Source organism: Pseudophaeobacter sp. A-200-2, from assembly GCF_041008815.1.
Taxonomy (GTDB): domain Bacteria; phylum Pseudomonadota; class Alphaproteobacteria; order Rhodobacterales; family Rhodobacteraceae; genus Phycobacter; species Phycobacter gallaeciensis_A.
On sequence record NZ_JAXGFU010000004.1, the window covers coordinates 167,636 to 192,678 of the forward strand.

Genomic DNA, 25,043 nt, shown 5'->3' on the forward strand with positions numbered 1-25,043 from the left:
GCCAAGGAGGCCGCGCCTAGGCCAAAGCAGGGCGAATTCCACTTGACCCCTGCGGCGCGCATGTCATGAACGGGGCATGAGCACGGCAAGACTGACAATCAATCTGGATGCGCTGGTGACAAACTGGCGGAACCTGAACACCAAGACCAACTGCGAGACCGCCGCAGTGGTCAAGGCAAATGGATACGGCCTCGATTCAGGCCGCGTCGCCACCGCTCTGGCCAAGGCCGGAGCGCGCAATTTCTTTGTGGCCATCGCCGAGGAAGGCGTCGCCCTGCGCCGCGCCCTGGGCCCCGGTCCGGGGATCTCGGTCTTTTCCGGTCATATGGAGGGCGATGCAAAACTCCTGCGCGACTTCCAGCTGACGCCGATGCTGAATTCGCTCGATCAGATGCTGCGCCATTTCGAGGCGCTGCCCGGCCACCCCTTTGGTGTGCAGCTGGACAGCGGCATGAACCGGCTGGGCATGGAGCCTGGCGAATGGGCCGCCGTGCGCGATATCGCACTGGGCCAGAACCCGGTGCTGCTGATGTCGCACCTTGCCTGCGCGGATGAGCCGGACCACCCGATGAACCCGCAGCAATTGAAAGCCTTCCAGGAGATGACCGACGGTATCGAAGTGCCCCGGTCCCTGTCGGCCACCGGCGGCATGCTGCTGGGCCGTGATTACCATTTCGATCTCTGCCGCCCCGGTATCGGTCTTTACGGCGGTCGCCCATTTGGCGATGCGCTGCCCGTGGTACAACTGGACCTGCCGGTCATCCAGATCCGCGACCTGATGCCCGGTGAGACCGTCGGCTATGGCAACACCTGGACCGCGCCGCGCCAATGCCGCATCGCAACCGTCGCGGCGGGCTATGCAGATGGTCTGCTGCGCCGGATGACCGATGGCGACATCAAGGCCTACGCCGGAGCCACGCCCTGCCCCGTTGTGGGCCGCATTTCCATGGATCTGATCACCATCGACGTCACCGATCTGTCCGAGGATCCCGCCGTTCTGACCCTTCTGAACGAGCAGCAGACCGTCGACGCGCTGGCCGATGCAGCCGGTACCATCGGGTATGAGATCCTGACCTCTCTTGGCGCGCGCTACGCACGGACCTACCAAGGATGAGCCCGCTCGCCCTTCTTGCCCGTATCGGTCGCCTGGTTCTGCACATGCTCGCAGTTGTCGGCCGGGTCGCGCTTTTTGGGCTCTCGACGCTCAGCCACATGATCCGCCCGCCGTTCTACGGCAAGGAAACGCTGCAGGCGCTTCTGCACATCGGCTGGCTGTCGCTGCCGGTGGTGGGGCTCACCGCGATCTTTACCGGCGGCGCGCTGGCGCTGCAGATCTACGCAGGTGGCGCGCGCTTCAATGCCGAGGCCGTGGTGCCCCAGATCGTCGCCATCGGCATGGTACGCGAACTTGGCCCGGTGTTGGTCGGCCTGATGATCGCTGCCCGCGTCACCTCCTCCATCGCGGCGGAGATCGCCACCATGAAGGTGACCGAGCAGATCGACGCACTGGTGACGCTCTCAACCAATCCGATGCAATACCTCGTTGCCCCCCGCGTGCTGGCGGCCTTCCTGACCGTGCCATTGCTGGTGGGTATCGGCGACATCATCGGTATCGCTGGTGGTTACGCGGTGGCGGTGCACAATCTCGATTTCAACGCGGCGGCTTACCTCAAGAACACCGTGGATTTCCTGGAAACGCTCGACATCGTCTCATCGCTGGTCAAAGGCGCGGCCTTCGGCACCATCGCAGCGCTGATGGGCTGCTATTACGGCATGCAATCGGGCCGCGGCGCCCAGGGCGTCGGCAGCGCCACCAAAGGATCGGTCGAGGCTGCTGCCATCCTGATCCTGGCCGCCAACTTCCTGCTGACGGGGGTCTTCTTCTCGGTATGATCAAGCTCGACAACGTCCACAAGGCCTTCGGCTCCAACCAGGTTCTGCGCGGTATGACGCTGGAGGTTCCCAAAGGCACCTCAATGGTGATCATCGGCGGCTCCGGCACCGGCAAATCGGTGGCGCTGAAATGCGTTCTCGGCCTTATCAACCCCGACAGCGGCAGCATCCTGGTCGATGGCAAACCGGCGGATGCAGGCGACCGCGATGCCTTCCTCGCCCGCTTTGGCATGCTGTTTCAGGGTGGTGCGCTGTTTGACTCCCTGCCCGTCTGGCAGAACGTCGCCTTCCGCCTGATGCGCGGCGCGCTGAAACGCCCCGCAGAGGAAGCCCGCGAGATCGCCGTCGAGAAACTGCGCCGCGTCGGCCTCAAACCCGATGTCGCCGACCGCCTGCCGGCCGAACTCTCGGGCGGCATGCAGAAACGCGTCGGCCTCGCCCGCGCCATCGCCGCCGAGCCCGAGATCATCTTCTTTGACGAGCCCACCACCGGCCTTGATCCCATCATGGCAGGCGTCATCAACGATCTGATCCGTGAAATCGTGGTCGAAATGGGCGCCACCGCCATGACCATCACCCACGACATGACCTCGGTGCGTGCGATTGCCGACAATATCGCGATGCTGCATGACGGGGTGATCAAGTGGACCGGCCCCGTTGGCCAGATGGATGACAGCGGCGATCCCTACCTCGACCAGTTCATCCACGGCCGCGCCGAGGGTCCGATCGAGGCCGTGCGCTGAACATCCCCGCCGAAAGATATTCTCTCCAATCAAGGCCAGCGCCTGCCCTTGGGTGGGCGCAATAAGCGCCCTCCCGTGGGGAGGGTCGGGCGCTGGCCGGGCCACAGGTGCCCCGGCCGGGGAACGCTCAACACCTTTCCCCTTCCAAATCGGCGGCAAAGGGCACACATCTAGGCAAAGCCACCGAACCGGACCCACATGATCCTGCGCCTTACCACCCTCTCGCTCTTGATCCTCTACCCCATCGCCTGGTTTGCGCCTCTGATGCGCGCGGGCCTCTTGCCGATGTTTGGCCTATCCGAAATCAGTGTCATCACCGGCCTGCAATCCCTCTGGGGCAGCGACGTGATACTGGCGCTGCTGGTGACCTTCTTTGCCATCTTCGCGCCCTACCTCAAGACCATCGGCCTTGCGCTGGTGCAATGGCACCTGCTCGATCCCCGCGCCCAGCCGGTGCTGCATGTCCTGGGGAAGCTCGCGATGGCCGATATCTTCCTCATCGCGCTCTATATCACCATTGCCAAAGGCATCGGCTATGTCACGATAGAGACCGGCTGGGGCCTCTACATGTTCTCCGCCTGCATCCTCGCCTCCATCGCACTCGGCCTCCTCACCGAACGCCACCTCCGATCAGATCCGGGTCAATGACGGCGCCCCGCGCCGCCTTGCGCAGCAAGGTCGCAGATCGTTGACGCGGATCTGATCACTCACACACTCGAAATCGCGCCTTCAGGGCAGACCTGCCCCTGAAGCGCTTCCCCAGCAAATCTTCCGCGCCGCGACAGCGGCGCCCCCTTACCCAACGGCACCGCTGCCGCGGTGCCCGGCCCAACCGGAGCGGATCCCCAAAGGGGATCGCGCGACGGGCGGGAGCACCGCCTTCCAGGCTTGAACAAAACCTGAACATGAGGCAGAACAGCCGCATGGCAAAATCATCTTCCTTCTTCTGCTCGGCCTGTGGCGCCAGCTTCTCCAAATGGTCCGGCCGCTGCGAAGGCTGCGGCGAATGGAACACCATAACCGAGGACAAGGGCCTCTCCTCCGGCGGCCCGGCCAAGAAATCCCTCGGCATGCGGCGCGGCAGGACCATCCCGCTCACCGATCTCGCGACCGAGGAAACCCCGCCACCACGCAGCCATTCCGGCGTTGGCGAACTCGACCGGGTGCTGGGCGGCGGGCTGGTCGCAGCCTCGGCCATTCTGGTCGGCGGCGATCCCGGCATCGGCAAGTCGACCCTGCTGCTTCAGGCCGCTGCGCGCTTTGCCGAGGCAGGCGTCAAAACCGTCTATGTCAGCGGCGAGGAAGCCAGCGCCCAGGTACGTATGCGCGCGCAGCGGCTTGGCCTTGCACAGGCGCCGGTAAAGCTCGCCGCCGAAACCAACCTGCGCGATATCCTGACCACGCTGGAAGCTGAACGTCCGCAGCTCGCCATCATCGATTCCATTCAGACAATGTGGGCCGACCACGTCGACAGCGCGCCGGGCTCGGTCAGCCAGGTGCGCGCCGCCGCGCATGAGTTGACGACCTTTGCCAAATCCAATGGCATCTCGATCATCATGGTTGGCCATGTCACCAAGGAAGGCCAAATTGCCGGTCCCCGCGTGGTCGAACATATGGTCGATACCGTGCTTTATTTCGAAGGCGAGCGTGGTCACCAGTTCCGCATCCTGCGCGCGGTGAAGAACCGCTTTGGCCCCGCGGATGAGATCGGCGTCTTCGAAATGACCGGTGCCGGCCTTTCGGAGGTGATCAACCCCTCGGCCCTGTTCCTCTCCGAACGCGGTCAGCCCTCGCCGGGCTCAGTCGTCTTTGCTGGTATCGAAGGCACCAGGCCGGTTCTGGTGGAACTGCAGGCCCTTGTCGCCCCATCGCCGCATTCGCAGCCGCGCCGCGCCGTGGTGGGCTGGGACTCATCGCGCCTTGCGATGATCCTTGCGGTTCTGGAGGCGCGCTGCGGCATTCCCTTTGCCGGGCTTGATGTCTATCTGAACGTCGCAGGCGGCATGAAAATCTCAGAGCCTGCTGCCGATCTGGCGGTGGCTGCGGCCTTGCTGAGTGCCCGCGAGGATACGCCACTTCCCGCCGATACCGCAATATTCGGAGAAATCTCACTATCTGGTGCCCTCAGACCAGCGCCTCAGACCGAAAACCGGTTGAAAGAGGCGCAAAAACTTGGTTTCACCTCAGCCATTGCCCCCGGCGGCGGCAAATCCGTATCCGTGAAAGGCCTTTCCCAGCGCAAGGTCAGTGATCTAACCGGTTTTGTTGGCGAATTCTTCGGGGCCGGCTAAAGTCGCCGAAAGAATTTTACTGCGGGCTAACGGGCGAGGGACATGGAAGGTTTCACCATTATCGACGGGGTCGTGGCCCTGGTCATCATTGTATCGGCATTGCTTGCCTATTCACGCGGCTTGGTACGCGAAGCGATGGCAATAGCCGGCTGGGTTGCCGCGGGCGTGCTGGCCTTCATGTTTGCGCCGCAGGTCGAACCCCTGATGGCGGAAATCCCGGTGCTGGGTGAATTCATCGCCGACAGTTGCGAACTCTCGATCATCGCAGCCTTTGCTGCCGTCTTTGCCCTGGCGCTGATTGTCGCCGCCTTCTTTACTCCGCTATTTGCCTCGCTGGTACAACGCTCCGCGCTTGGCGGGCTGGATCAGGGGGCTGGCTTCTTCTTCGGGGTGCTGCGCGGCATCCTTTTGGTGGCCATCGCCTTCTTCCTCTACAATGTGGTGATGACCGGTCAAAGCTTTACCATTGTTGACGAAAGCCGCTCTGCTGTCGTGTTCGAACGCATGATCGGTAAGATCGAAGCGCGCAATCCCGAGCAGGCGCTTGGCTGGGTCACTCAGCAGTATGAGGCCCTGATCGGCGCTTGCGAAGGCTGACACGCGGCCATCGCAGCACTGTGAATGGTTATGAAAGGGCGCCCTATGGGCGTCCTTTTTGCTTTTATATCAAAATCATACCCCCCAACCCCGCGCACATTTTGCCCTCACTCCGCGCCGTTGCACGTTTTGTACGTCGATTCGCGTCTGAACTGGGCGCCTGGAATCACGCCCCAGTCACGTTTTTGAATTTCACCCGCTGACAAGGGTTAAAAGTTAACAAAACCTGTCTCTACACGGGTAAATCGTTAACAATTCCAGCCAAAATCGCCGTTTTGTCCCCAGAAAATCGTTCAAATTCTAAATTGGCCGCACCCTTGCCCCATTTTCGGCCCAATTCGGGGGCCACATAGGATCAACGACAGGCAGAAAGCCACTATCACTCAGAAGGGACACGACATGTTTCTGGATCATTTCAACTCTTTCGCTGACTACCAGCCGGTGGACATGCTGTTGGATTTTCCGATGTTCCAGAGCGCCCCCCTGCAGGACACCCCGGCGCAGAGCCGCAGCGGCGGTTTCCTGCCCTCGACCCTGGTTGAAACCGACCGTGGTTTCGTACAGGCCCGCGACGTCAAGCCCGGCGACATGATCTACACCTATGATGGCGGCGCGCAGGAAGTGAAAGACGTGAGCCACGCGGTGCCGCGCCTCACCACCCTGATGCATGTGCCCGCTGGCGCCCTTGGCAATGACACCGACCTTCTTCTGCCCGCCGATCTGACCGTTGCGCTGGAACTGGACGCGGCTGAGCGCCTGTTCGGTGTGCCGCTCATCACGGCCAAGCTGATCTCCCTGTCGGGTCACAAAGGCATCAAGGCCGCAGCGCCGGAAAGCATCGGCCGCATTCACATCACCTGCGACGAAGAAGAACTGCTCTGGGCCGAAAGCGGCATGCTGGTTCTGGCTGGTGACGGTGGCCTTGACGGCGCCTTCTGCGAACTGTCGCTCAGCGAAGTGCGTCAGGTTCTGGCCAGCGAAGACGGCCGCGCCCTGGCCCTGACCGGCATGGGCAGCGAAGACGCACGCTTTCCCGCGCCCTTCAACGATATTTTTTCCCCAGCTCTGGCGGCCTAAAGCGCCAGTGTTACCCCGGCTTTCGACCACAGGATGCTGCGGTTTGCCACGGATGTCGCCCCAGACTTCGCCTTTTATCCGGGCAGTAACCGGGCGCGACAAATAAAGCTTTGCCGAATTCAATTGTGATCCTTTGATGACATCCGCTGCCTAAGGCACTATGTGAGGGCCATCACTCAATCCCGGATTCGGAGCCACACGCCTTGCCGATGCCGCAGATGCCACCCGCACACCCCTTTGATGACGACAAACTCCGCGAAGAATGCGGTGTGTTTGGCGTCGTAGGCGTTCAGGACGCCGCCAATTTTGTCGCCCTCGGCCTGCACGCCCTGCAGCACCGCGGCCAGGAGGCAGGCGGGATCGTCTCCCATGATCCTGTCGAGGGCTTTAACAGCGTGCGCCGCTTTGGCTATGTGCGCGACAACTTCACCTCGCAGGATGTGATGGCCACGGTACCCGGCCCGCTGGCCATCGGCCACGTGCGCTACTCCACCGCCGGCTCCAAAGGCCAGACCGCGATCCGCGACGTGCAGCCCTTCTTTGGCGAATTCGCCATGGGCGGCGCCGCCATTGCCCACAACGGCAATATCACCAATGCCAACGCCCTGCGCCGCGAGTTGATCGAGCGTGGCTCGATCTTCCAAAGCTCCTCGGACAGCGAATGCATCATCCATCTGATGGCGCGCTCCATGGGGCGGTCGATCCCCGACCGCATGGAAGAAGCCCTGCGCAAGGTCGAAGGCGCCTTTTCCGTCGTCGCCATGACCCGCACCAAGCTGATTGGTGTGCGCGACCCGCTGGGCGTGCGCCCGCTGGTCCTCGGCAAGATTGGTGATGGCTACGCGCTCAGCTCGGAAACCTGCGCGCTGGATATCATCGGTGCCGAGTTCATCCGCGAGATCAAGCCGGGTGAGATGGTGGTGATCAACGACGAGGGTGTGCAAAGCCACTTCCCCTTCCGTCCCCAGCCGTCGAAGTTCTGCATCTTCGAACATGTCTACTTCTCGCGCCCCGATTCGATTCTCGGTGGCCGCTCGGTCTATGAAACCCGCGAGGCGATTGGGCGGGAACTTGCCAAGGAAAACCCGGTCGACGCCGACCTCGTCTGCCCGGTGCCTGACAGCGGCACACCGGCGGCAATCGGCTATTCGCTGGAATCGGGGATCCCCTATGCGATGGGGATCATCCGCAACCAATACATGGGCCGGACCTTCATCGAGCCGACCGAACAGATCCGCAATATGGGCGTGCGTCTGAAGCTGAACGTCAACCGCGCCCTGATCGAGGGCAAGCGGGTCATCCTGGTGGACGATTCCGTCGTGCGCGGCACAACATCGCGCAAGATCAAGGAGATGATCCTGGATGCCGGCGCCAAGGAGGTGCACTTCCGCATCGCCTCTCCGCCCACTGCGTGGCCCTGTTTCTACGGTGTCGACACCCCGGACCGGGACAAGCTGCTCGCTGCCTCGATGAGCGAGGAACAGATGGCCGAGCACCTGGCCGTGGACAGTCTCAAGTTCATTTCGCTGGATGGTCTGTACCGCGCCGTCGGTCAGTTCCAGGGCCGCGACAAAGCCTGCCCGCAATACTGCGACGCCTGCTTCTCGGGTGAATACCCGGTCACCCCGTCGGATATGATCGACCGGGGGTTTGAAATGAAGCCCGCAGCAGAGTAAGAGAGCCGCGAACAGATATAGGGAGGGCGCTGATCCGTGTGATCGGCGCCCTTTCCTATGGTTCCGGACAACCGTCCGGACGGCACAAGCCGAAGACCACGACCCGAAGACCACGAAAGGCCATTCCTTGGACGCCCATCTTGCCCGAATGCTGACCTCTGCGCGCCAGTGCCGTTGTTGCGGTGCCACCTTTGCGCAATTGCTGAGCCTCAGTTGCGACCGGCCAGACGTGTGCCCCGATGATCTGGTGGTACAGGACAACTCCGCGGTGCTGGAAGAGCGCGGCGATGTGCTGACCGAGGATTTCTGCCGCTATGGCAAACTACGCTTTGTGCGCGCCGTTCTGGCCCTGCCGCTGGCCGACAGCCGTGGCGCAGAATTCCTGCTGGGCACATGGGCCAGCCTCAACGAGGATGACTTTGACGCCTATCTCGACCTGTTCGACATGCGCGAAACCGAAAGCATGGGCAGCCGCCCGGCCTGGCTTGCCAATGCCATTCCGCCCGAAAGCGGCACCCCGGTGGCCTGCATGCTGCATATGCGCCCTGAAGGCGAATACCCCGAACTGCAAGTCTCGGAGTCCAACAACGCCCTGGCCCGGCTGCAGCAGACTGGCGTGCAGCTCGAAGAACTGTTGGAGCTTCTCTACGCCTATGGCCACGACCTGCCCTCTCTCGTCTATGACTCCTGATCCCTGATACCGCCCCGTGGGGCGGCCCGACACCACGACGCGACCATCCGCCGTGACTGGCCCGCTGCCTGGGCCATCCGGGCGGACGACTTCCACCAAGCTTGCAAAGCAAACACTCCGAATGACAAAGACACGTACATCGACACCGGCCCAGGTGGCCGCAACCGCAACGCAGCACGTAGAGGCCCCCGAGGGCCGCATCGCCCTCCTTGGTATTTTCGGCTCCGAAGACAATCTGTCGGCGCTGGTGCAGTTTCCCGGTGGGCGCACCCGCAAGGTGACCACCGGGCAGCGCCTCGGTCGGTCCGAGATCATCGCTATCGACAAGCGCGGCCTGCTGATCCGCTCCGGCAATACCACGGTGCAGATGACCATGCCCGGCAGCTAATCTGCCGCGCATCAGCCCCTTGACCCGATGCCTCAACAGGCCCAAAAGGCGGACATGACACAGAAACTTGCTCTTATCACCGGCGCATCGCGCGGCCTTGGCGCCGCTCTGGCCGAGGCGCTTGCCCCGACGCATCACATCGTTGCCGTGGCCCGCACCACCGGCGCTCTGGAAGAGCTAGACGACCGGATCAAGACCAAGGGCGGCAGCGCCACGCTGGCGCCGATGGACATCACCGTCCCCGAGGCCATGGCAACCCTCTGCCGCGGCATCCACGACCGTTGGGGCCAGCTGGACCTTTGGCTGCATACCGCCATCCACGCAGCCCCGCTCAGCCCGGCGCCATTTGTAGCGCCCAAGGACTGGGAAAAATCAGTTGCGGTGAACGCTACCGCAACCTCGGTGCTGATCCCCTATGTGGCGCCACTGCTGGGACAGACCGGGCGGGCGGTATTCTTTGACGATTCGCGCGGTGGCGAGAAATTCTTTGGCGCCTATGGCGCAACCAAGACCGCGCAGATGGCGCTGGCACGCAGTTGGCAGGCCGAAAGCGTCAAAACTGGTCCGCGGGTCGAGATCTTGCAGCCGCAGCCGATGCCCACCGCCCTGCGCGCACGTTTCTTCCCCGGTGAAGATCGCGAGGCGCTGACACCAGTACAGGATGAGGCCGCGCGCCTGCTGCCCCTGATCCTGAACGACGACTAAGCGACAGCATCAGCGGGAACCAGCCAAATCGCGGCTCCCGCCCCCGCTCTCTCATATCACAGATATACGGATCGGCGTTGGGCCGGGCGCCGCGCCTGCGCCGCGGCGTGGTTACGCCTTATCCCGTCCGCTCCTCCTGCCCCGCAGGCGTCAGCCTGCCCGGCCCAACTGTGCGGAGGCATTCGCAGGATGGACCCAAAGCAGGCGGGAGCCATCCCGGGTGCTGGTGAAACCTGACCTAGCCTGTGGCAAGCTGTGGCGCCTTTGCCCCGTTCCTCACTTCGCGCGCAGGCCTTCCGTGAAAGACTTGCCCCCTCATTCCCCACGTCCTATTCAGATCAAAACCAAGACAGGGGAACGTGATGCGCATTCTGGTTACCAACGACGACGGGATCAACGCTCCGGGGCTGACGGTTCTGGAAGCCATTGCGCATGAGGTTGCCGGACCAGATGGGGAAGTCTGGACCGTTGCCCCCGCGTTCGAGCAATCCGGCGTCGGCCACTGCATCAGCTACACCCGCCCCTCGATGCTGAGCCAGCTGGGCGAGCGCCGCTTTGCCACCGAAGGCTCCCCTGCCGACTGCGTGCTGGCGGGCGTCCACGTGGCAATGGAAGATGTGATGCCGGACCTGGTGCTGTCGGGGATCAACCGCGGCAACAATTCCGCCGAGAACGCGCTTTATTCCGGCACCCTTGGCGGCGCCATGGAAGCGGCGCTGCAGGGCATTCCGGCGATGGCGCTGTCACAGTATTTCGGGCCGCATAACGCGCAGCTCAACAACCCGTTCGAAGCCTCTGCCGAACATGGCGCCGCGCTGATCCGCGACATCCTGAAGGCCACGCCGCAAGAGCCAGCCGAAGGCTACCGGCTGTTTTACAACATCAACTTCCCGCCGGTGCCCGCCGCCGCGGTCAAGGGTGCCCGCGCCGTGGCCCAGGGCATGCGCCATGGCACGCGGTTTTCCGCCCAGGAGCAGCAATCGCCGAACGGGCGGCGCTACGTCTGGATCAAGGGCGGTGATCAGCACGTGCACACCGCGCCGGACACCGATGCTTCGGTCAATTTGGACGGCTATATCTCGGTCACCCCTATGCGCGCGGACCTGACCGCCCATGACGCCCTCCACGCGCTCAAGGTTCTGGAATGACCGCACCCGACCCTGAAACCAAGATGCAGTTCCTTTTTGCGCTCCGCTCCCGCGGGGTCACCGATAGTCAGGTCCTTGAGGCCATGGAGCAGATCGACCGTGGCCCTTTTGTGCGCGGGATCTTTGCCGAACGCGCCTATGAGGACATGCCGCTGCCGATCGCCTGCGGCCAGACGATTTCGCAGCCGTCGGTTGTTGGACTGATGACGCAGGCGGCGCAGATTTCGCCGCGCGACACGGTTTTGGAGGTCGGCACCGGCTCTGGTTATCAGGCGGCAATCCTGTCGAAACTGGCGCGCCGGGTCTATACCATCGACCGCCACGCCCGGCTGGTGCGTGAGGCCCGGGCCCTGTTTGATGCGCTGCACCTGCCCAATATCACCTCGCTGGTGGGCGACGGCAGCCATGGTCTGCCGGATCAGGCGCCGTTTGACCGCATCATCGTCACCGCCGCCGCCGAGGATCCGCCCGGCCCGCTGCTGGCGCAACTGAAACCCGGTGGCATCATGATCGTTCCGGTGGGCCAGTCGGACACGGTGCAAACGCTGATCCGGGTGCGCAAGTCCGAAACCGGCCTTGAATATGACGAATTGCGCCCGGTTCGCTTCGTGCCCCTTCTTGAGGGCCTGGGAAAAGACACGTAGATAGGGGAAAAGCCACCGCATCAGGGCAATGCCTCCTTTCCCGGACCCTGCTCTGTCGCAGTGAACAACAAAAGACGCCGACGTTGCGGCCCTGCCCGGAGCTTCCTGATCCGAACCGGCACGGGCGCCAGCTCCAAATGACGTGTTCCGAGGAGAGCGAGATGACACAGAACGCCCCCATCCTGTCCCGACGCGTGGCAAAGACCCTGGCGATATTGCCAGTCGCTGCCCTACTTGCCGCCTGTGATGGGCCGCTGGATTATGACCTGAGGGGGCAGATCGGCGCCTTCAACACCACTTCAGCAGCCAAAAGCGCCACCAGCGACCGCCCGGCTCCGGATGCGCGCGGGTTGATCACCTATCCCTCCTATCAAGTGGCCGTCGCCCAGCGCGGCGATACGGTGGCTGATGTGGCAACCCGGATCGGCCTGCCTGCAGGGGAAGTGGCACGCTTCAACGGCATGCAGCCGGGAGATACCCTGCGCAAAGGCGAGGTTCTGGCTTTGCCGCGCCGCGCGCCCGATGCGCCGGTAACGGCAGGAACCGCCCAGCCCGGCGGCGTCGACATCGCCTCGCTGGCTGGACAGGCCATCGACCAGGCCCCCGAAACATCGCCCAACCCCGGATCGGTCACCACAACCGAGCTGAAACCGACGCCCCGCCCGGCCCCGACCGAGGTGCAGGACGGCCCCGAGCCGGTGCGTCACAAGGTGGTGCGCGGTGAAACCGCCTATACGATCTCGCGCCTCTATCAGGTGCCGGTCAAGGCGCTGGCCGAATGGAACGGTCTGGGCAGTGATTTCTCCATCCGCGAAGGTCAGTATCTGCTGATCCCGCTGAAGGATCAGAGCGCGCCGACACAGCCTGCCGCAGAAACCACCCTGCCCGGCGCAGGCAGCGCCACGCCAACACCGCCGAGCGCCACCAAACCGCTACCGGATGAGGATATCGCCCCGGCTGCGGAAGAGGTCGCCCCGCTGCCCAAGGTCGAGGTGCCGGAGCCGACGCGCAAGAATGACGCCGCCATGGCCTATCCCCTGCAGGGCAAGATCATCTCGACCTATTCCAAAGGGCGCAACGAAGGCATCGATATCGCCGGGGCGCCGGGCGCTGCGGTCATGGCTGCAGATGCCGGTACCGTCGCCGCGATCACCAAGGATTCAAAGAACATCCCGATCATCGTGGTGCGTCACTCCAACAAGCTGCTGACGCTTTATGTGAATGTCACGGATATCTCGGTGAAGAAGGGCGACAAGGTCACCCGTGGCCAGCCCATTGCCAAACTGCGCGATGGCGACGATGCCTTCCTGCATTTCGAGGTCCGCAATGGCTATGAAAGCCTGGATCCGCTGCCCTATCTGAACTGACTCTTGTCCCGCGGCGTCAGCCCCTGCGCGGTCAGTCTTCGTCGGACTGACCGCCCTCCCGGTTACCCGCGAAGTGCTGCATCTGCGCAAACTCAGGCAGCCAGCTTTCCCGGCGCCGGGTCCAGAGCTCATACTCCGGCACCAGTTGGTCTGGCGCGTCCAGCGCGCCGAGATGCAGCTCAATCTCATCATCCGTGCGGGCAAAGACAGATGAGCCGCAGCGCGGGCAGAAATGGCGCCCCTCATAGGCGCCGGTCTCTCCGTTGACAGACACCGCTTCTTCAGGAAACACGGCGGCTGCATAGAACAGCGCGCCGTGGTGTTTGCGGCAATCAAGGCAATGGCAGATCCCCACCCGGCGCGGCCTGCCCCGCGCGGTGATACGTACCGCGCCGCACAGGCACCCGGCGGAAAACTCTGCCTGCGCCTCTGCCACGGCTCAGCTCAGCGTGACGCCATGACGCCCGGCCAGATCGGTGAAATACTGCCAGGCCACCCGCCCCGAGCGCGCCCCGCGCGTCGCCTGCCATTCGATGGCTTCGGCGCGGATCACCTCGGGATCGGCGGTAACACCGTAGGCGGTGCAGTAGCCTTCGATCATCTCCAAGTATTCATCCTGATCACACGGGTGGAAGCCCAACCACAGTCCGAACCGGTCGCTGAGCGAGACCTTTTCCTCCACCGCTTCGGAGGGGTTGATGGCGCTGGAGCGTTCGTTTTCGATCATGTCGCGCGGCATCAGGTGACGCCGGTTCGAGGTGGCGTAGAACACCACATTCTCCGGGCGCCCTTCGATACCGCCATCCAGCACAGCCTTCAGGCTTTTGTAGTGCTGGTCATCATGGCTGAACGACAGATCATCGCAGAACAGCACAAAACGTTTCGAGGAGCCGCGCAGATGGTTCAACAGCCGCGCCACCGAGGGCAGATCCTCGCGCTGCAGTTCCACCAGTTTCAGATCCGGGTGTTCCGCAACAAGGCTGCCGTGTATCGCTTTGACAAGGCTTGATTTCCCCATGCCCCGCGCGCCCCACAACAAGGCGTTGTTGGCGGCGGACCCTTCGGCGAAACGGCGAGTGTTTTCCAGCAGCGTATCGCGCGAACGGTTGATCCCCACCAGAAGATCCAGATCGACGCGGTTCACCGTTTCGACCGGCGCCAGACGGTCCGGTGCCACGTGCCAGACAAAGGCCGGAGCCGCATCGAAATCAGGGGCCGCCAGCGGTGCGGGCGACATCCGCTCCAAAGCCTCGGCAATGCGCGTCAATGCATCCTCGTTCATCGGGTCCTCCGTCATTTTGTTGCGCATGACAAACCATGTTCCGACCCTAGCAACAAGATGCTTTGCCGGGGAGCGGCGCAGCAAAGGGGGCGACACATGCGCGCCGCCCCCTCTCTTCTCTCGGTTCTGGTGCCCATGTCGGGCTACTTACCTGCTGGCACTCTACCTCTTGCTCGCCCTGCCTCTTGCCGGACAACCGGTGTTTCAGGCCGCCTCGGCTTTTTCCATTTCCTCGGAAAAGCTCTTGAAGAACTTGGCAGCCAGCTTCTTGGCCGTGCTCTGAATCAGGCGACTGCCGAGCTGTGCCAGCTTGCCGCCGATATCGGCCTTGGCTGTATAGGTCAGCAAGGTGCCGCCATCCTGTTCGGTCAGCACCACCTCGGCACCGCCTTTGGCAAAGCCCGCCGCGCCGCCATTGCCCTGACCTGTCAGCGAGAACCGCTCGGGCGGGGCATCGGGAGAGAGGGTCACTTGCCCTGAGAACTTCGCCTTCACCGGTCCGATTTTCAGCACCACCTTGGCCTCCAGCTCGGTGTCGGAATGTTTGATCAGCTCCTCGCAGCCGGGGATCGCCTTTTGCAGCACCTCAGGGTCGTTGAGGGCCGCGTAAACCTCGTCTCGCGGGGCGTTGATGAAGATTTCGTCGCTCAGTTCCATGCTCGTTTTCCTTCTAGCAACAGGGGAATTTGACGGAGGCCAGGAGCTTGGCCTGCGCATCACTCAATTCGGGGAAAATACGCCGCCATAGGCTGCGGATCAGATCACGCATCTGCTGCCTCCCCGCGCTGAAGCGCCCGGCGGCGTTGCACTAGTTCGGCAAGGATCGACAGCGCGATCTCATCCGGGTTGATGGCGTGGATATCAACGCCTGCGGGCGCCTTTACGCTGGCAAGAGCCTCAGGCGACACACCCTTGTCCTGAAGACGATGCGACAGGGTGGCGAACTTGCGGCGGCTACCAACAAAGCCGATATAGCGCGCCTTTTGCATCAGCGCGCGGCGGAGCGCCGCCTCGTCCCCGCGCCCCTGGGTCGCGACCACCACGAAGGGGGCGCTGTCCCAGATCGGGTGTTCGTCGAAATGCTCCACCACCCGGTCGGGCATGGGCAGGTCCACATCCTGCGGCCCCGGCAGGCATAATGTGCGGTCGAATTCGAACCGCGCCGATAGCTCCACCAGCGCCTGCGCCACCGGGCCGGAGCCGCAGACCACCAGCGCCGGAAGCGGCAGCACGGGTTCCACGAAGATGTCCAGCACACCCTTACTGGGGCAGCCGTTGCGGGCGTATTTGATGCCGTCGCGTTCCTCGCCCGCGCTGACGCCCGCCTCTGCGAGCAATTCTTCCGGTCCAATCGACAGAAGCTGCGGCGCGCCAGTCTCGATCGCCTCTCGCGCGGCGCGGGCCACGGCACCGCGCACGCAGCCCCCGCCTAAGAAACCGACGACGATCTCACCCTGCGCATCGATCAGCGCCTTGGCGCCCGGCTTGGCCGAGGTCGCCGCCACGGTCCGCACCACGGTCGCCATGGCAAAGGGTTCGCCGGCGCTGCGCCGTGCCTCGGTTTCGCGGGCCAGATCCTGTTCCAGGCGTGGTCCCAGTGATGAATGTCCTGCCATGATGAAACTCATATCGCCCCCAGTTTTTGATCGAGGCTGGCCAGTGCCTCCAGCGTGTTGGCCGCCTCGAACAGATCCAAATACGGCAGTGCTGCCGCCATGCCGCGCGCAATCGGCTCGTAGCCCTTCCAGCCCTTCAGCGGGTTCAGCCAGACGATCCGGCAGCCGCGCCGCTTCAGTGCCTCCAGAGCCGATGCGATGTGCTCGGGCGGGTCGCTGTCGTAGCCATCTGACAGGATGATCACCACTGATCGTCCATCGACGAAGCGGCGCGCATAGGTCGCCGCGAAGTGCTGGAGCGCGCCGCCGATGCAGCTGCCGCCGCCGATGCCCTCGGCCATCAGCGTCACCCAGTTGAGCGCGCGCATCGGGTCCTCTTCACGCAGGGCATCAGCAATGCGCACAAGGCGGGTGTGAAAGAGATAGGCGTCTGAATTTGCATCGGCCCGCATCAGCCCCGCCAGAAAGGCCAGAAAGGGGCGCGCATAGACCAGCATCGATCCCGACACATCACACAGGGCAACGATCTTCACGGGGCGGTCGGGACGGGTGCGCCGGGCCAGCCGCAGGGGCACGCCACCGGTGGCCACGGCCTTGCGGATGGTGCGGCGAAAATCCACCGCCCTGCCCCGCCGCGCCGCCTTGCGCCTGCGGGAGCGTCTGTCGCGCAGGGCCTGCCCCAGCCGCAGGGCAACCGCTTCGGCCTTGCGGATGTCTTCAGGATCCACAAAATCGCGCAGATCCTTCTTCATCAGGTTCTTCACATCTGACGCGACAAGCCGCCCGGTGCCGTCGCTTTCCACCTCGCCGCCGCCACTGCCGCCGGGGGCGTGGATCTTGCCTGCACCCTCTGCCTCTGTCTCGCCTGCGTCCTTGCGGGAGGAGCGCATGTCATCATTCTTGTTTGCCTTGTCGCTGGGCACGGTCTTCTGCCGCACGCGGCCCGCATCCATCCAGAAACTGTCAAAGAGCGCATCAAAGCGTTCCACATCCTCGGCGCGGCCAGCGCAGACGGCACGCAGGGCGGCGCGCGCCTCTGACGGATCGCTCGCCTCTACCGCGCCAAGGGCCGCCAGCGCGGTGCCGGTTTCCGCCACGCCCAGCGCAAAGCCATGGGCACGCAGATGCGCCATGAAGCCCGCAACCCGCGCACCGGGGCCGGGATCGCGGCCCGCGAATTTGGTCACCCGGCTCATGCGGCGTGCCCCGCCAGCCGCTGGGCGACCTCTGCCGGAACCGCGGCGCGGTCGGCCTCGGTCTTCAGCAAGGTTGCCATGGCCGCCATCAGGGCGGCGGGGTCTTCGGTGAGGTCTGCAACACCAAGGCCAGAGAGCGCAGCGGCAAAATCCAGCATCTCGGCCACGCCGGGTTTCTTCACCAGATCTTCTTTGCGCAGGTCCTGCACAAAGCCGACGATCTGCCCGGCCAGCTGGGCGCTAAGACCCGGACAGCGGGCGTCCAGAATGGCGAGTTCAGTCTTGCGGTCGGGGTAGTCCACATGGGCGTAAAGGCAACGCCGGCGCAGCGCATCCGACAGATCGCGGGTGCCGTTTGCCGTCAGGATCACCAGCGGGCGGCTTTTGGCCGTGAGGGTGCCAAGTTCCGGCACGGTGATCTGGAAATCAGCGAGAACCTCCAGAAGGTAGGCCTCGAATTCTTCATCGGCGCGGTCGATTTCGTCAATCAGCAGCACCGGGGGCGTGTCCTGACGGATCGCCTGCAACAGCGGGCGTTCCAAAAGGTAGTCTTCAGAGAAAATCTGCGCCTCGGCCTCTTTTCCTGTCTTGCCGGAGGCCTGGATCGCCAGCAGCTGGCGCTGGTAATTCCACTCATAGATCGCCTGAGCCGCGTCCAGCCCTTCATAGCATTGCAGCCGGATCAGGCGCGTGTCGCGCGCCGCAGACAGGGCGCGGGCGACCTCGGTCTTGCCGACACCGGCAGCCCCTTCAAGAAGCAGGGGACGGCCCAGTGTCACCGCAAGATGCAGCGCCATCGCCAGATCATCCGAGGCGACATAGCCTTGTTCTGCCAGGTCTTTCTGAAGGTCGAGATAGGTCATGATTGCAACAGGAGGGCCGCCGAAACGGCCCCCCATTCTCCCTTTATCCGTGCAGGCCCAGATCGCTCGCGATCTTCCAGATCCGCCAGTGATCGTGAGGCATGTGGCTTTGGCGCAAACCAAAGGCACGGAAGGCGTCATGCACGGCGTTGGAGAAGGCCGGAACACCGCCCACGTTCGGGCTTTCGCCCACGCCCTTTGCTCCGATCGGGTGATGCGGGCTGGGGGTTTCGGTGTGATCGGTGGTGTAATGCGGCGTCTCAACGGCGGTCGGGATGAAGAAATCCATCAAGGTGCCGGTCTTGCAGTTGCCCATATCGTCATAGGCGATCTCCTGCCCCATGGCGATGGCGAGCGCCTCGGTCAGGCCGCCGTGGACCTGGCCTTCGATGACCATCGGGTTGATCCGGGTGCCGCAATCGTCCAGTGCGTAGAACTGGCGGATTTCATGCTCACCGGTGTCAACGTCCACCTCCATGACGCAGATATAAGCGCCAAAGGGATAGGTCATGTTGGGCGGATCATAATAGCTCACCGCCTCAAGCCCCGGCTCGACGCCCGGGATGGCCTGATTGTAGGCCGCATAGGCGATGTCCTTCATGGTCTTGAAGCGCTCGGGCGCACCCTTGACCACGAACCGGTCCACGTCCCATTCCAGATCGTTGTCATGCACCTCCAAGAGGTAGGCCGCGATCATCTGCGCCTTGGCGCGGATCTTGCGCCCTGCCATGGCGGTCGCCGCACCGGCAACCGGAGTTGAGCGCGAACCATAGGTGCCCAGACCATAGGGTGCCGTATCGGTGTCGCCTTCCTCGATGGTGATGCTGTCGGCCGAGAGACCGATTTCCGACGCAAGGATCTGCGCGAATGTGGTCGCGTGCCCCTGCCCCTGGCTGATGGTGCCAAGGCGCGCGATGGCCGAGCCCGTTGGGTGAATGCGGATCTCACAGCTATCAAACATCCCCATGCCAAGGATATCGCAGTTCTTCACCGGACCCGCGCCAACGATCTCGGTGAAATGCGTCAGACCAATGCCCAGAAGCTTGCGCGTCTTACCGGCCTTGAAGTCCTCCACTCGCTGCGCCTGTTCCTTGCGCAGATCATCATAACCAACAGCGGCCAGCGCCTTGTCCCAGGCAGTGTGATAATCGCCGGAGTCATATTCCCAGCCCAGCGCAGACTGATAGGGGAACTGATCGGCCTTGATGAAGTTGATCCGGCGCAGTTCGGCTGCGTCCATGTTCAATTCCATCGCAAGCACTTCGATCATGCGTTCGATGAAATAAGCGGCCTCTGTCACCCGGAAAGAGCAGCGATAGGCCACGCCGCCCGGTGCCTTGTTGGTGTAGACACCGTCAACGCCCACATAGGCGACCGGAATGTCATAAGATCCGGTGCAGATGTGGAAGAAACCAGCCGGGAATTTGGTCGGGTCGGCGCAGGCATCGAACGCGCCGTGGTCCGCCGTAACATGGCACTGCAGCCCGGTGATCTTGCCCTCCTTGGTGGCGCTGATCTTGCCCTTCATCCAGTAATCGCGGGCAAAGGCAGTCGCCATCAGGTTTTCCATCCGGTCCTCGATCCACTTCACTGGCTGGCCGGTGACGATGGTCGCAACGATAGAGCAGACATAGCCCGGATAGACGCCGACCTTGTTGCCGAAGCCGCCGCCAATATCGGGCGAGATCACGCGGATGTTGTGTTCCTCGATACCCGACAGGATCGAGGCCACGGTGCGCACCACATGCGGCGCCTGGAAGGTGCCCCAGAGGGTCAGTTTGCCGTTGATCTTGTCCATGCTGGCAACCGAGCCGCAGGGCTCCAGCGGGCACGGGTGGGTGCGGTGGTAATAGACCATCTCTTCGGCGACCACTTCGGCCTCGTCGATCACCTGCTCGGTGGCCTCCTTGTCGCCCTCTTCCCAGAGGAAGATGTGGTTGTGATGGCGGCGGGGGCCATGGGCGCCCTCTTTTTCGTCCTTGATGTCTTCGCGCAGGACGACATCGGATTGCAGCGCCTCGAAGGGATCCACCAGAACCGGAAGTTCCTCGTATTCCACCTCGACCAGTTCCACCGCGTCGGCGGCGATATAGCGGTCCTTGGCCACGACAAAGGCAACCTCCTGCCCTTGGAACAGCACCTTGCCATCGGCCAGCACCATCTGCTTGTCGCCCGCAAGGGTGGGCATCCAGTGCAGGGCCAGCGGTTCAAGATCCTTGGCGGTCAGCACCGCAACCACGCCATCCAGCGCCATGGCGGCATCGATATTGATCGATTTCACCCGCGCATGGGCATAGGGCGAGCGCACGAAATCCCCGTGCAGCATGCCCGGCAGATTGACGTCATCGACGTAGTTGCCCTTGCCCTGGGTGAACCGGGCATCCTCGACCCGCTTGCGCGAGCAGCCCATGCCCTTGAGATTGTCGATCCGTTCTTGACGGTCCTCCAGATCCTTCATTGTGCGGCCTCCTTGGATGCGTTGAGTTCGGCCGCAGCGGCGAGGATCGCCTTGACGATGTTCTGATAGCCGGTGCAGCGGCAAAGGTTGCCTGCGATGCCGAAACGGACCTCTTCCTCGGTCGGGTTGGGGTTCTCCTGAAGCAGGCGATAGGCCCGCGTGATCATGCCGGGGGTGCAGAAGCCGCACTGAAGCCCGTGATGTTCGCGGAACATTTCCTGCAGGATGTGCATGCCATCGGGCGCAGCGATGCCTTCGATGGTGGTGATCTCGGCGCCATCTGCCTGGGCGGCGAACATGGTGCAGGATTTCACCGACTTACCGTCGATATCGACGGTGCAGGCGCCGCAATGCGAGGTCTCGCAGCCCACATGCGGGCCAGTGAGGTTCAGCCTCTCGCGCAGGGTGTGCACCAAGAGCTCGCGCGGCTCGGCGGCGACCTCGTGCTTTTCGCCGTTCACCGTCAGGGTGATGATTTGTTTTCCCATGGTGTCCTCCCTCAGGCCCGCGACCATGCGCGCTCAATCGCGCGGCGCAGGATGACGCCAGCCACGTGTTTCTTGAACTCAACCGGTCCGCGGTTGTCCTCGGTCGGGTCGATGTCGCCCAGCATGGCCGTGACTGCATCTGCCATGGCATCGGCGCCGCAATCGGTGCCCACCAGGGCCGCCGCCGCATCCGCCGAAAAAACCGGCGTGTCGCTGAGGTTGGTCATTGCAATCGAAGCGGAGGCGACCTTGCCGTCCGCCTTTTCCAGGATCACGGCCGCAGCGGCCGTCGCGTAATCGCCAATCTTGCGCTTTTGCTTTTCGTAGGCCTGCCCGCCCTTTGGCACGGCAAAGGAAATCTCGGTCAGGATCTCGTCATCCTCGCGGTCGGTCATATAGGCGGCCTCGTAAAAGTCACGCGCCTGTACCTCGCGGGTGCCATCCGGTCCTTGCAGGGTGAATGTGGCATCCAGGCACTGCATCAGCCCCGGCATGTCGTTGCCCGGATCGCCATTGGCCACATTGCCGCCGATGGTACCCACATAGCGCACCTGGGGATCGGCGATCAGCAGGGCCGCCTCCCGCATGATCGGGGCTGCTCTAACCAGGTCATCATTGGTGATCAGCTCATGCTGGGTGGTCATCGCGCCAATTGTGACGGTGCCGCCATCCACCGCGATGCCTTTCAGCTCGGCGATGGATTGCAGGTCGATCAGATGCGGTACATCGGCCATGCGCAGTTTCATCATCGGGATCAGGCTGTGCCCGCCCGCCAGGACACGGGCATCGTCGCCGTGTTCCTGCAATACCGCCAGGGCCGCGTCGATACTGCCCGGCCGGTGGTATTCAAACTCTGAGGGTATCATCCGTTTCCTCCCTGAATTCCGGATTGCGGATAGTAAAGGCGCCGCTGCCGCCCTGGGGCGAGGCTGCGGGAACGACCGCCGAGGTTGCGTTCACGAAATGCGAATGGGCTGCACGAGTTGCGAAAGCCCCGTCAGACATGGGATTTCGCCGCCAGGCACAACCAGAACATGCAGCACGAGTCGCGGCGGCAAATCGCAGATGTCCGGCGCAATAAGCAGAGTCCCGTCACGGCCCATTCGGGAGTGTCAGATAGGGAGGTGTTGGGCTGCGCTGTGACGCCCAATGGTTCCGGGCCCAAAAGTCAGCCAATGAAAAGCCGCCAGACCCGTCCGGGGGTTGGAGGGGGGCTGGAGGATGCAGGCAGAACCGCAGGCGCCCTGCCCTGCCCTCCGCTACATGCCCAGCTTTGCCCGCACCTCGCTCAGGCGGGAGCGGCTGACAGGCACCTTGGGCAGCGCAGGGGTTTCATCGAAGTAACACACGCCGTTGTCCTTCTTGCGCTCGAAACTGGTGACATGCGCCAGATTCACCAGATAGCTGCGGTGGGTGCGGATGAAACTGCCGGTGGCGGTGCGGGTTTCGGCCTCTGAGATTGACCAGGGACAGAATAGCTTCGCCTCGCCGCTGTAGAGCACGGTGTAGTGACCTTCGGCGCGGATGGCCGACACGCTGTCCGGGCTGATGAAATGGGTGCGCGCATCGGATTCGTAAGGTATACGCGCCTCCTGCGGGATCTCGGCGACCTCCGCTTCTGGCCCGGTCGCCGCCGGATCGATTTCTTCAGCCACAGGCGGCTGCACGTCAGCCTGCCCGGTCTGCGCAGTTCCCTCCCCGCTCAGCCGGGTGGCAAAGGTGGCGCCACTGAGCAGGAAACTGCCCGACAGCACAAAGGCCGACAGAGTGACCCCAAAAGCCAGCACGCCCCGGCTCATTGGCGGCACAAAGGTGGTGTATTCCGCAGATTGGGTGAAACCTGTGCCCGCCATGGCGATGAAATGCACGGCAAAAACGGCGATGCCAAAGCCAAAGGTGCCCAGCACGATATTACGGGCGCTGCGGTGGCCATAGGAGACCTGAAACGACGCAATACTGAGCGCGATGGAGGAGACAAAAGCCATGGCGATCTGTGCCGGAGTATAGCTTGGCACGCACAGCTCCATCCCCGACATTCCGATGTAATGCATCGCCGCAATGCCGCTGCCCATGATGACCCCGGCCAGCATGATCTTGCCTCGTGTCCGGGTGCCGAAATGCACGATCAGCAGCGCCAGCCCCATGAACAGGATCGCCGTCAGCGCCGAAATCAGCGTCACCAGCGGATCAAAGTAATAGGCCACCGGCAGCTCCAGCCCCAGCATGGCCACGAAATGCATCGACCAGATGCCGCTGCCCAGGATCACCGACGCCGCCGAGACCACGATCTTGCGCACCGGCGCCGACATCTGCGAGGCGCCCTGCGTCAGCGACAGGCCGGAAAACCCCGCGATCAGGGCAATGGCTAAAGATGCCAGAACAAACAGGCTGTTATGACTGTAGTCGAGCAAAAGGGCCTCCCTTCCCCATGCAGCACTGCGTCAGCATATCCGCAAAATTTCACCCGCGCATAGAAAAAGACGCGCCCCGGAGGGCGCGCCTTGATGTTCTGTCAGTTGATCACTTGTCGTCGTCTTCGTCGAACTCGGCCATCAGAGGATCCTCTTCATCCTCGTCATCGTAATAGCCTTCTTCGCGCAGCTTTTCTTCGCGTTTCTTCTCGACCCGGCTGACCAGGAAGATCGAAATCTCGTAAAGCCCATAGACAACCGTGAACAGGATCAGCTGGGTGATCACATCCGGCGGCGTCACCAGCGCAGCCAGCACCAGAATGGCCACGACTGCGTATTTGCGCACCGATCCCAGACCTTCGGCGCTGACCAGACCGGCCTTGCCCATCAGCGTCAGCAGAACCGGCAGCTGGAAACACAGGCCAAAGGCCATGATGAACTTCAGCGTGATGTCCAGCGACTCGTTCACCTTACCAAAGAAGGTGATGCGCACTCCGTCAGCCGTTTCCGGCACCACCGCAGCATCCGTCGGCAGCTCGTCAACCGCACCTGAGAGCAAGTTGGCAAAGATCGACGACACATCCGCAAAGCCAAGGAAAAAGGCCATCGCCAGCGGGGTGACGACGAAATGCGCAAATGATGCGCCCAGAAGGAACATCACCGGCGCCGCGATCAGGAACGGCAAGAAGGCGTTCTTCTCGGTCTTGTAAAGGCCGGGTGCCACGAACCGCCACAATTGAAAGCCGATCACCGGAAAGGACAAGGCAAAGCCGAAGACCATCGAGATCCGGAACAGCGTGAACAGGTATTCCTGCGGGCTGGTATATTGCAGCGTCGGCGACGGGTCGCCCAGCTCGCGCAGGGTGGCCTCGATCGGCCCCAGCAGGAACTGCAGGATCGGTTCGGCCACGGTAAAGGCCAGCACGATCCCGACGATAAAGGCCCCCACCGCCCGGATCAGGCGGGTGCGCAGCTCTGCCAGATGCTCGATCAGCGGCGCCGTGGAGTCCTCGATATCATCCGTTTGACTCATGATTTGGTCTCTTTGTCTTGATCCGGCTCCCCGGCACCTGCCTTGGCCGCTTCCGCTGCCGCTGCGGCCTCTTCGGCCTCACGAGCCTGGCGGTCAGATGCGGCGCGGGCGGTGGCCTCCTGGATCTTCTTGGCATCGGCGGCGCGTTCGGCGGCCAGCTTTCCGGTTTCGCTGTCCGGATCGAATTTGGTCGGGTCAATCGATTTGGCCATATCCTGCGCCGCCTCTTTGACACCGTCCATGGCCGTGCCAACTGGATTGGTCGCTGCCTTCAGCCCCTGCGCCATATCCTTGACGCCCGCCTCATCGGCGGCGTCATTCATCGCGCGGCTGAATTCACGGGCCATGCCCTTGGCCTTGCCCACGAAGCGGCCGACGTTGCGGAACAGCACGGGCAGATCCTTGGGACCGACCACGATCAGCGCAACGATCCCGACCACCATGAGTTCGGTCCACCCAAGATCGAACATGGCGGA

26 protein-coding genes are annotated in these 25,043 nt (G+C 63.1%); 14 read left to right on the forward strand and 12 right to left on the reverse strand.

Annotation, left to right across the window (positions count from 1 at the left end):
• Positions 1 to 76 precede the first annotated feature (76 nt).
• The 14 genes from alr (at position 77) to SM766_RS08110 (ending at position 13,220) form a co-directional block, all read left to right on the forward strand.
• On the forward strand, positions 77 to 1,114 hold the full coding sequence (gene alr / locus SM766_RS08045; RefSeq protein WP_368947459.1) for an alanine racemase: 1,038 nt from the start codon (positions 77 to 79) through the stop codon (positions 1,112 to 1,114).
• A complete protein-coding gene (locus tag SM766_RS08050) occupies positions 1,111 to 1,893 on the forward strand; it encodes an MlaE family ABC transporter permease (protein ID WP_065273172.1) in 783 nt (260 codons plus the stop codon). Before alr ends, SM766_RS08050 begins: the two co-directional genes overlap by 4 nt.
• Complete coding sequence (locus SM766_RS08055; RefSeq protein WP_347509983.1) at positions 1,890 to 2,636, forward strand: ABC transporter ATP-binding protein; 747 nt, start codon at positions 1,890 to 1,892, stop codon at positions 2,634 to 2,636. Before SM766_RS08050 ends, SM766_RS08055 begins: the two co-directional genes overlap by 4 nt.
• Before the next feature lie 198 nt (positions 2,637 to 2,834).
• Positions 2,835 to 3,284, forward strand: coding sequence for a paraquat-inducible protein A (locus tag SM766_RS08060; RefSeq protein WP_368947460.1), 450 nt, complete (start codon positions 2,835 to 2,837; stop codon positions 3,282 to 3,284).
• A gap of 275 nt (positions 3,285 to 3,559) precedes the next feature.
• Positions 3,560 to 4,927 (forward strand): DNA repair protein RadA, encoded by a 1,368-nt coding sequence (radA, locus tag SM766_RS08065; RefSeq protein WP_368947461.1) that lies wholly within the window; start codon positions 3,560 to 3,562, stop codon positions 4,925 to 4,927.
• A gap of 42 nt (positions 4,928 to 4,969) precedes the next feature.
• Complete coding sequence (locus tag SM766_RS08070; protein WP_065273168.1) at positions 4,970 to 5,524, forward strand: CvpA family protein; 555 nt, start codon at positions 4,970 to 4,972, stop codon at positions 5,522 to 5,524.
• A gap of 399 nt (positions 5,525 to 5,923) precedes the next feature.
• Positions 5,924 to 6,601: a Hint domain-containing protein gene (locus tag SM766_RS08075; RefSeq protein WP_368947462.1), complete on the forward strand. Its 678-nt coding sequence runs from the start codon at positions 5,924 to 5,926 to the stop codon at positions 6,599 to 6,601.
• A 218-nt stretch (positions 6,602 to 6,819) separates the two neighbouring features.
• Positions 6,820 to 8,277, forward strand: coding sequence for an amidophosphoribosyltransferase (purF, locus tag SM766_RS08080; RefSeq protein ID WP_370570395.1), 1,458 nt, complete (start codon positions 6,820 to 6,822; stop codon positions 8,275 to 8,277).
• A 148-nt stretch (positions 8,278 to 8,425) separates the two neighbouring features.
• The gene (locus tag SM766_RS08085; protein WP_274828742.1) at positions 8,426 to 8,968 is read left to right on the forward strand and encodes a DUF2199 domain-containing protein; all 543 of its coding nucleotides are present in this window, start codon (positions 8,426 to 8,428) and stop codon (positions 8,966 to 8,968) included.
• 121 nt (positions 8,969 to 9,089) lie between these two features.
• Positions 9,090 to 9,356, forward strand: a complete 267-nt coding sequence (locus SM766_RS08090; RefSeq protein WP_065273165.1) for a hypothetical protein — start codon at positions 9,090 to 9,092, stop codon at positions 9,354 to 9,356.
• Between the two features lie 54 nt (positions 9,357 to 9,410).
• Positions 9,411 to 10,061, forward strand: coding sequence for an SDR family NAD(P)-dependent oxidoreductase (locus SM766_RS08095; protein WP_368947463.1), 651 nt, complete (start codon positions 9,411 to 9,413; stop codon positions 10,059 to 10,061).
• A gap of 362 nt (positions 10,062 to 10,423) precedes the next feature.
• Positions 10,424 to 11,209 carry a 5'/3'-nucleotidase SurE gene (surE, locus tag SM766_RS08100; protein WP_368947464.1) on the forward strand — a complete coding sequence of 262 codons (786 nt, stop codon included), beginning with the start codon at positions 10,424 to 10,426 and terminating at the stop codon, positions 11,207 to 11,209.
• Positions 11,206 to 11,853: a protein-L-isoaspartate(D-aspartate) O-methyltransferase gene (locus SM766_RS08105; protein ID WP_065273163.1), complete on the forward strand. Its 648-nt coding sequence runs from the start codon at positions 11,206 to 11,208 to the stop codon at positions 11,851 to 11,853. Before surE ends, SM766_RS08105 begins: the two co-directional genes overlap by 4 nt.
• Before the next feature lie 161 nt (positions 11,854 to 12,014).
• Positions 12,015 to 13,220, forward strand: coding sequence for a peptidoglycan DD-metalloendopeptidase family protein (locus SM766_RS08110; RefSeq protein ID WP_368947465.1), 1,206 nt, complete (start codon positions 12,015 to 12,017; stop codon positions 13,218 to 13,220).
• Positions 13,221 to 13,251: 31 nt separating this feature from the next.
• Here the strand turns inward: SM766_RS08110 and SM766_RS08115 are convergent, their stop codons facing one another.
• The 12 genes from SM766_RS08115 to tatB all read right to left on the reverse strand — a co-directional run bounded on the left by SM766_RS08115 (position 13,252) and on the right by tatB (position 25,037).
• Positions 13,252 to 13,656: a GFA family protein gene (locus SM766_RS08115; RefSeq protein ID WP_368947466.1), complete on the reverse strand. Its 405-nt coding sequence runs from the start codon at positions 13,654 to 13,656 to the stop codon at positions 13,252 to 13,254.
• A gap of 3 nt (positions 13,657 to 13,659) precedes the next feature.
• Positions 13,660 to 14,502 carry an ATP-binding protein gene (locus tag SM766_RS08120; RefSeq protein WP_274831858.1) on the reverse strand — a complete coding sequence of 281 codons (843 nt, stop codon included), beginning with the start codon at positions 14,500 to 14,502 and terminating at the stop codon, positions 13,660 to 13,662.
• 204 nt (positions 14,503 to 14,706) lie between these two features.
• Positions 14,707 to 15,159, reverse strand: a complete 453-nt coding sequence (locus SM766_RS08125) for an SRPBCC family protein (RefSeq protein ID WP_065273159.1) — start codon at positions 15,157 to 15,159, stop codon at positions 14,707 to 14,709.
• Positions 15,160 to 15,263: 104 nt separating this feature from the next.
• Positions 15,264 to 16,118, reverse strand: a complete 855-nt coding sequence (locus SM766_RS08130; protein WP_368947467.1) for an XdhC family protein — start codon at positions 16,116 to 16,118, stop codon at positions 15,264 to 15,266.
• Positions 16,119 to 16,126: 8 nt separating this feature from the next.
• Positions 16,127 to 17,314 carry a vWA domain-containing protein gene (locus SM766_RS08135; RefSeq protein ID WP_368947468.1) on the reverse strand — a complete coding sequence of 396 codons (1,188 nt, stop codon included), beginning with the start codon at positions 17,312 to 17,314 and terminating at the stop codon, positions 16,127 to 16,129.
• The gene (locus SM766_RS08140; protein ID WP_368947469.1) at positions 17,311 to 18,177 is read right to left on the reverse strand and encodes an AAA family ATPase; all 867 of its coding nucleotides are present in this window, start codon (positions 18,175 to 18,177) and stop codon (positions 17,311 to 17,313) included. Before SM766_RS08140 ends, SM766_RS08135 begins: the two co-directional genes overlap by 4 nt.
• Positions 18,178 to 18,220: 43 nt before the next feature.
• Entirely contained in the window at positions 18,221 to 20,635 is a 2,415-nt protein-coding gene (locus tag SM766_RS08145) for an aerobic carbon-monoxide dehydrogenase large subunit (RefSeq protein WP_368947470.1), read from the reverse strand.
• Positions 20,632 to 21,123, reverse strand: coding sequence for a (2Fe-2S)-binding protein (locus tag SM766_RS08150; RefSeq protein ID WP_368947471.1), 492 nt, complete (start codon positions 21,121 to 21,123; stop codon positions 20,632 to 20,634). The genes SM766_RS08145 and SM766_RS08150 overlap by 4 nt, the downstream gene beginning before the upstream one ends.
• 11 nt (positions 21,124 to 21,134) lie before the next feature.
• On the reverse strand, positions 21,135 to 21,989 hold the full coding sequence (locus SM766_RS08155) for an FAD binding domain-containing protein (RefSeq protein WP_368947472.1): 855 nt from the start codon (positions 21,987 to 21,989) through the stop codon (positions 21,135 to 21,137).
• A 393-nt stretch (positions 21,990 to 22,382) separates the two neighbouring features.
• Positions 22,383 to 23,534 (reverse strand): MHYT domain-containing protein, encoded by a 1,152-nt coding sequence (locus SM766_RS08160; protein WP_368947473.1) that lies wholly within the window; start codon positions 23,532 to 23,534, stop codon positions 22,383 to 22,385.
• 109 nt (positions 23,535 to 23,643) lie between these two features.
• On the reverse strand, positions 23,644 to 24,567 hold the full coding sequence (gene tatC / locus SM766_RS08165; protein WP_274831849.1) for a twin-arginine translocase subunit TatC: 924 nt from the start codon (positions 24,565 to 24,567) through the stop codon (positions 23,644 to 23,646).
• Positions 24,564 to 25,037: a Sec-independent protein translocase protein TatB gene (gene tatB, locus SM766_RS08170; protein ID WP_274831848.1), complete on the reverse strand. Its 474-nt coding sequence runs from the start codon at positions 25,035 to 25,037 to the stop codon at positions 24,564 to 24,566. The genes tatC and tatB overlap by 4 nt, the downstream gene beginning before the upstream one ends.
• Positions 25,038 to 25,043 lie beyond the last annotated feature (6 nt).

What these genes read in the sequence shown, in the direction of transcription:
- SM766_RS08090 (WP_065273165.1), top strand. Translation starts at nt 9,090, where the DNA reads ATGACAAAGACACGTACATCGACACCGGCCCAGGTGGCCGCAACCGCA.
- SM766_RS08105 (WP_065273163.1), top strand. Translation starts at nt 11,206, where the DNA reads ATGACCGCACCCGACCCTGAAACCAAGATGCAGTTCCTTTTTGCGCTC.
- surE (WP_368947464.1), top strand. Translation starts at nt 10,424, where the DNA reads ATGCGCATTCTGGTTACCAACGACGACGGGATCAACGCTCCGGGGCTG.
- SM766_RS08120 (WP_274831858.1), bottom strand. Translation starts at nt 14,502, where the DNA reads ATGAACGAGGATGCATTGACGCGCATTGCCGAGGCTTTGGAGCGGATG.
- tatB (WP_274831848.1), bottom strand. Translation starts at nt 25,037, where the DNA reads ATGTTCGATCTTGGGTGGACCGAACTCATGGTGGTCGGGATCGTTGCG.
- SM766_RS08135 (WP_368947468.1), bottom strand. Translation starts at nt 17,314, where the DNA reads ATGAGCCGGGTGACCAAATTCGCGGGCCGCGATCCCGGCCCCGGTGCG.
- SM766_RS08110 (WP_368947465.1), top strand. Translation starts at nt 12,015, where the DNA reads ATGACACAGAACGCCCCCATCCTGTCCCGACGCGTGGCAAAGACCCTG.
- SM766_RS08055 (WP_347509983.1), top strand. Translation starts at nt 1,890, where the DNA reads ATGATCAAGCTCGACAACGTCCACAAGGCCTTCGGCTCCAACCAGGTT.
- radA (WP_368947461.1), top strand. Translation starts at nt 3,560, where the DNA reads ATGGCAAAATCATCTTCCTTCTTCTGCTCGGCCTGTGGCGCCAGCTTC.
- alr (WP_368947459.1), top strand. Translation starts at nt 77, where the DNA reads ATGAGCACGGCAAGACTGACAATCAATCTGGATGCGCTGGTGACAAAC.
- SM766_RS08050 (WP_065273172.1), top strand. Translation starts at nt 1,111, where the DNA reads ATGAGCCCGCTCGCCCTTCTTGCCCGTATCGGTCGCCTGGTTCTGCAC.
- SM766_RS08130 (WP_368947467.1), bottom strand. Translation starts at nt 16,118, where the DNA reads ATGGCAGGACATTCATCACTGGGACCACGCCTGGAACAGGATCTGGCC.
- SM766_RS08125 (WP_065273159.1), bottom strand. Translation starts at nt 15,159, where the DNA reads ATGGAACTGAGCGACGAAATCTTCATCAACGCCCCGCGAGACGAGGTT.
- SM766_RS08155 (WP_368947472.1), bottom strand. Translation starts at nt 21,989, where the DNA reads ATGATACCCTCAGAGTTTGAATACCACCGGCCGGGCAGTATCGACGCG.
- SM766_RS08140 (WP_368947469.1), bottom strand. Translation starts at nt 18,177, where the DNA reads ATGACCTATCTCGACCTTCAGAAAGACCTGGCAGAACAAGGCTATGTC.
- SM766_RS08075 (WP_368947462.1), top strand. Translation starts at nt 5,924, where the DNA reads ATGTTTCTGGATCATTTCAACTCTTTCGCTGACTACCAGCCGGTGGAC.
- tatC (WP_274831849.1), bottom strand. Translation starts at nt 24,567, where the DNA reads ATGAGTCAAACGGATGATATCGAGGACTCCACGGCGCCGCTGATCGAG.
- SM766_RS08060 (WP_368947460.1), top strand. Translation starts at nt 2,835, where the DNA reads ATGATCCTGCGCCTTACCACCCTCTCGCTCTTGATCCTCTACCCCATC.
- SM766_RS08145 (WP_368947470.1), bottom strand. Translation starts at nt 20,635, where the DNA reads ATGAAGGATCTGGAGGACCGTCAAGAACGGATCGACAATCTCAAGGGC.
- SM766_RS08150 (WP_368947471.1), bottom strand. Translation starts at nt 21,123, where the DNA reads ATGGGAAAACAAATCATCACCCTGACGGTGAACGGCGAAAAGCACGAG.
- SM766_RS08085 (WP_274828742.1), top strand. Translation starts at nt 8,426, where the DNA reads ATGCTGACCTCTGCGCGCCAGTGCCGTTGTTGCGGTGCCACCTTTGCG.
- SM766_RS08070 (WP_065273168.1), top strand. Translation starts at nt 4,970, where the DNA reads ATGGAAGGTTTCACCATTATCGACGGGGTCGTGGCCCTGGTCATCATT.
- SM766_RS08095 (WP_368947463.1), top strand. Translation starts at nt 9,411, where the DNA reads ATGACACAGAAACTTGCTCTTATCACCGGCGCATCGCGCGGCCTTGGC.
- purF (WP_370570395.1), top strand. Translation starts at nt 6,820, where the DNA reads ATGCCACCCGCACACCCCTTTGATGACGACAAACTCCGCGAAGAATGC.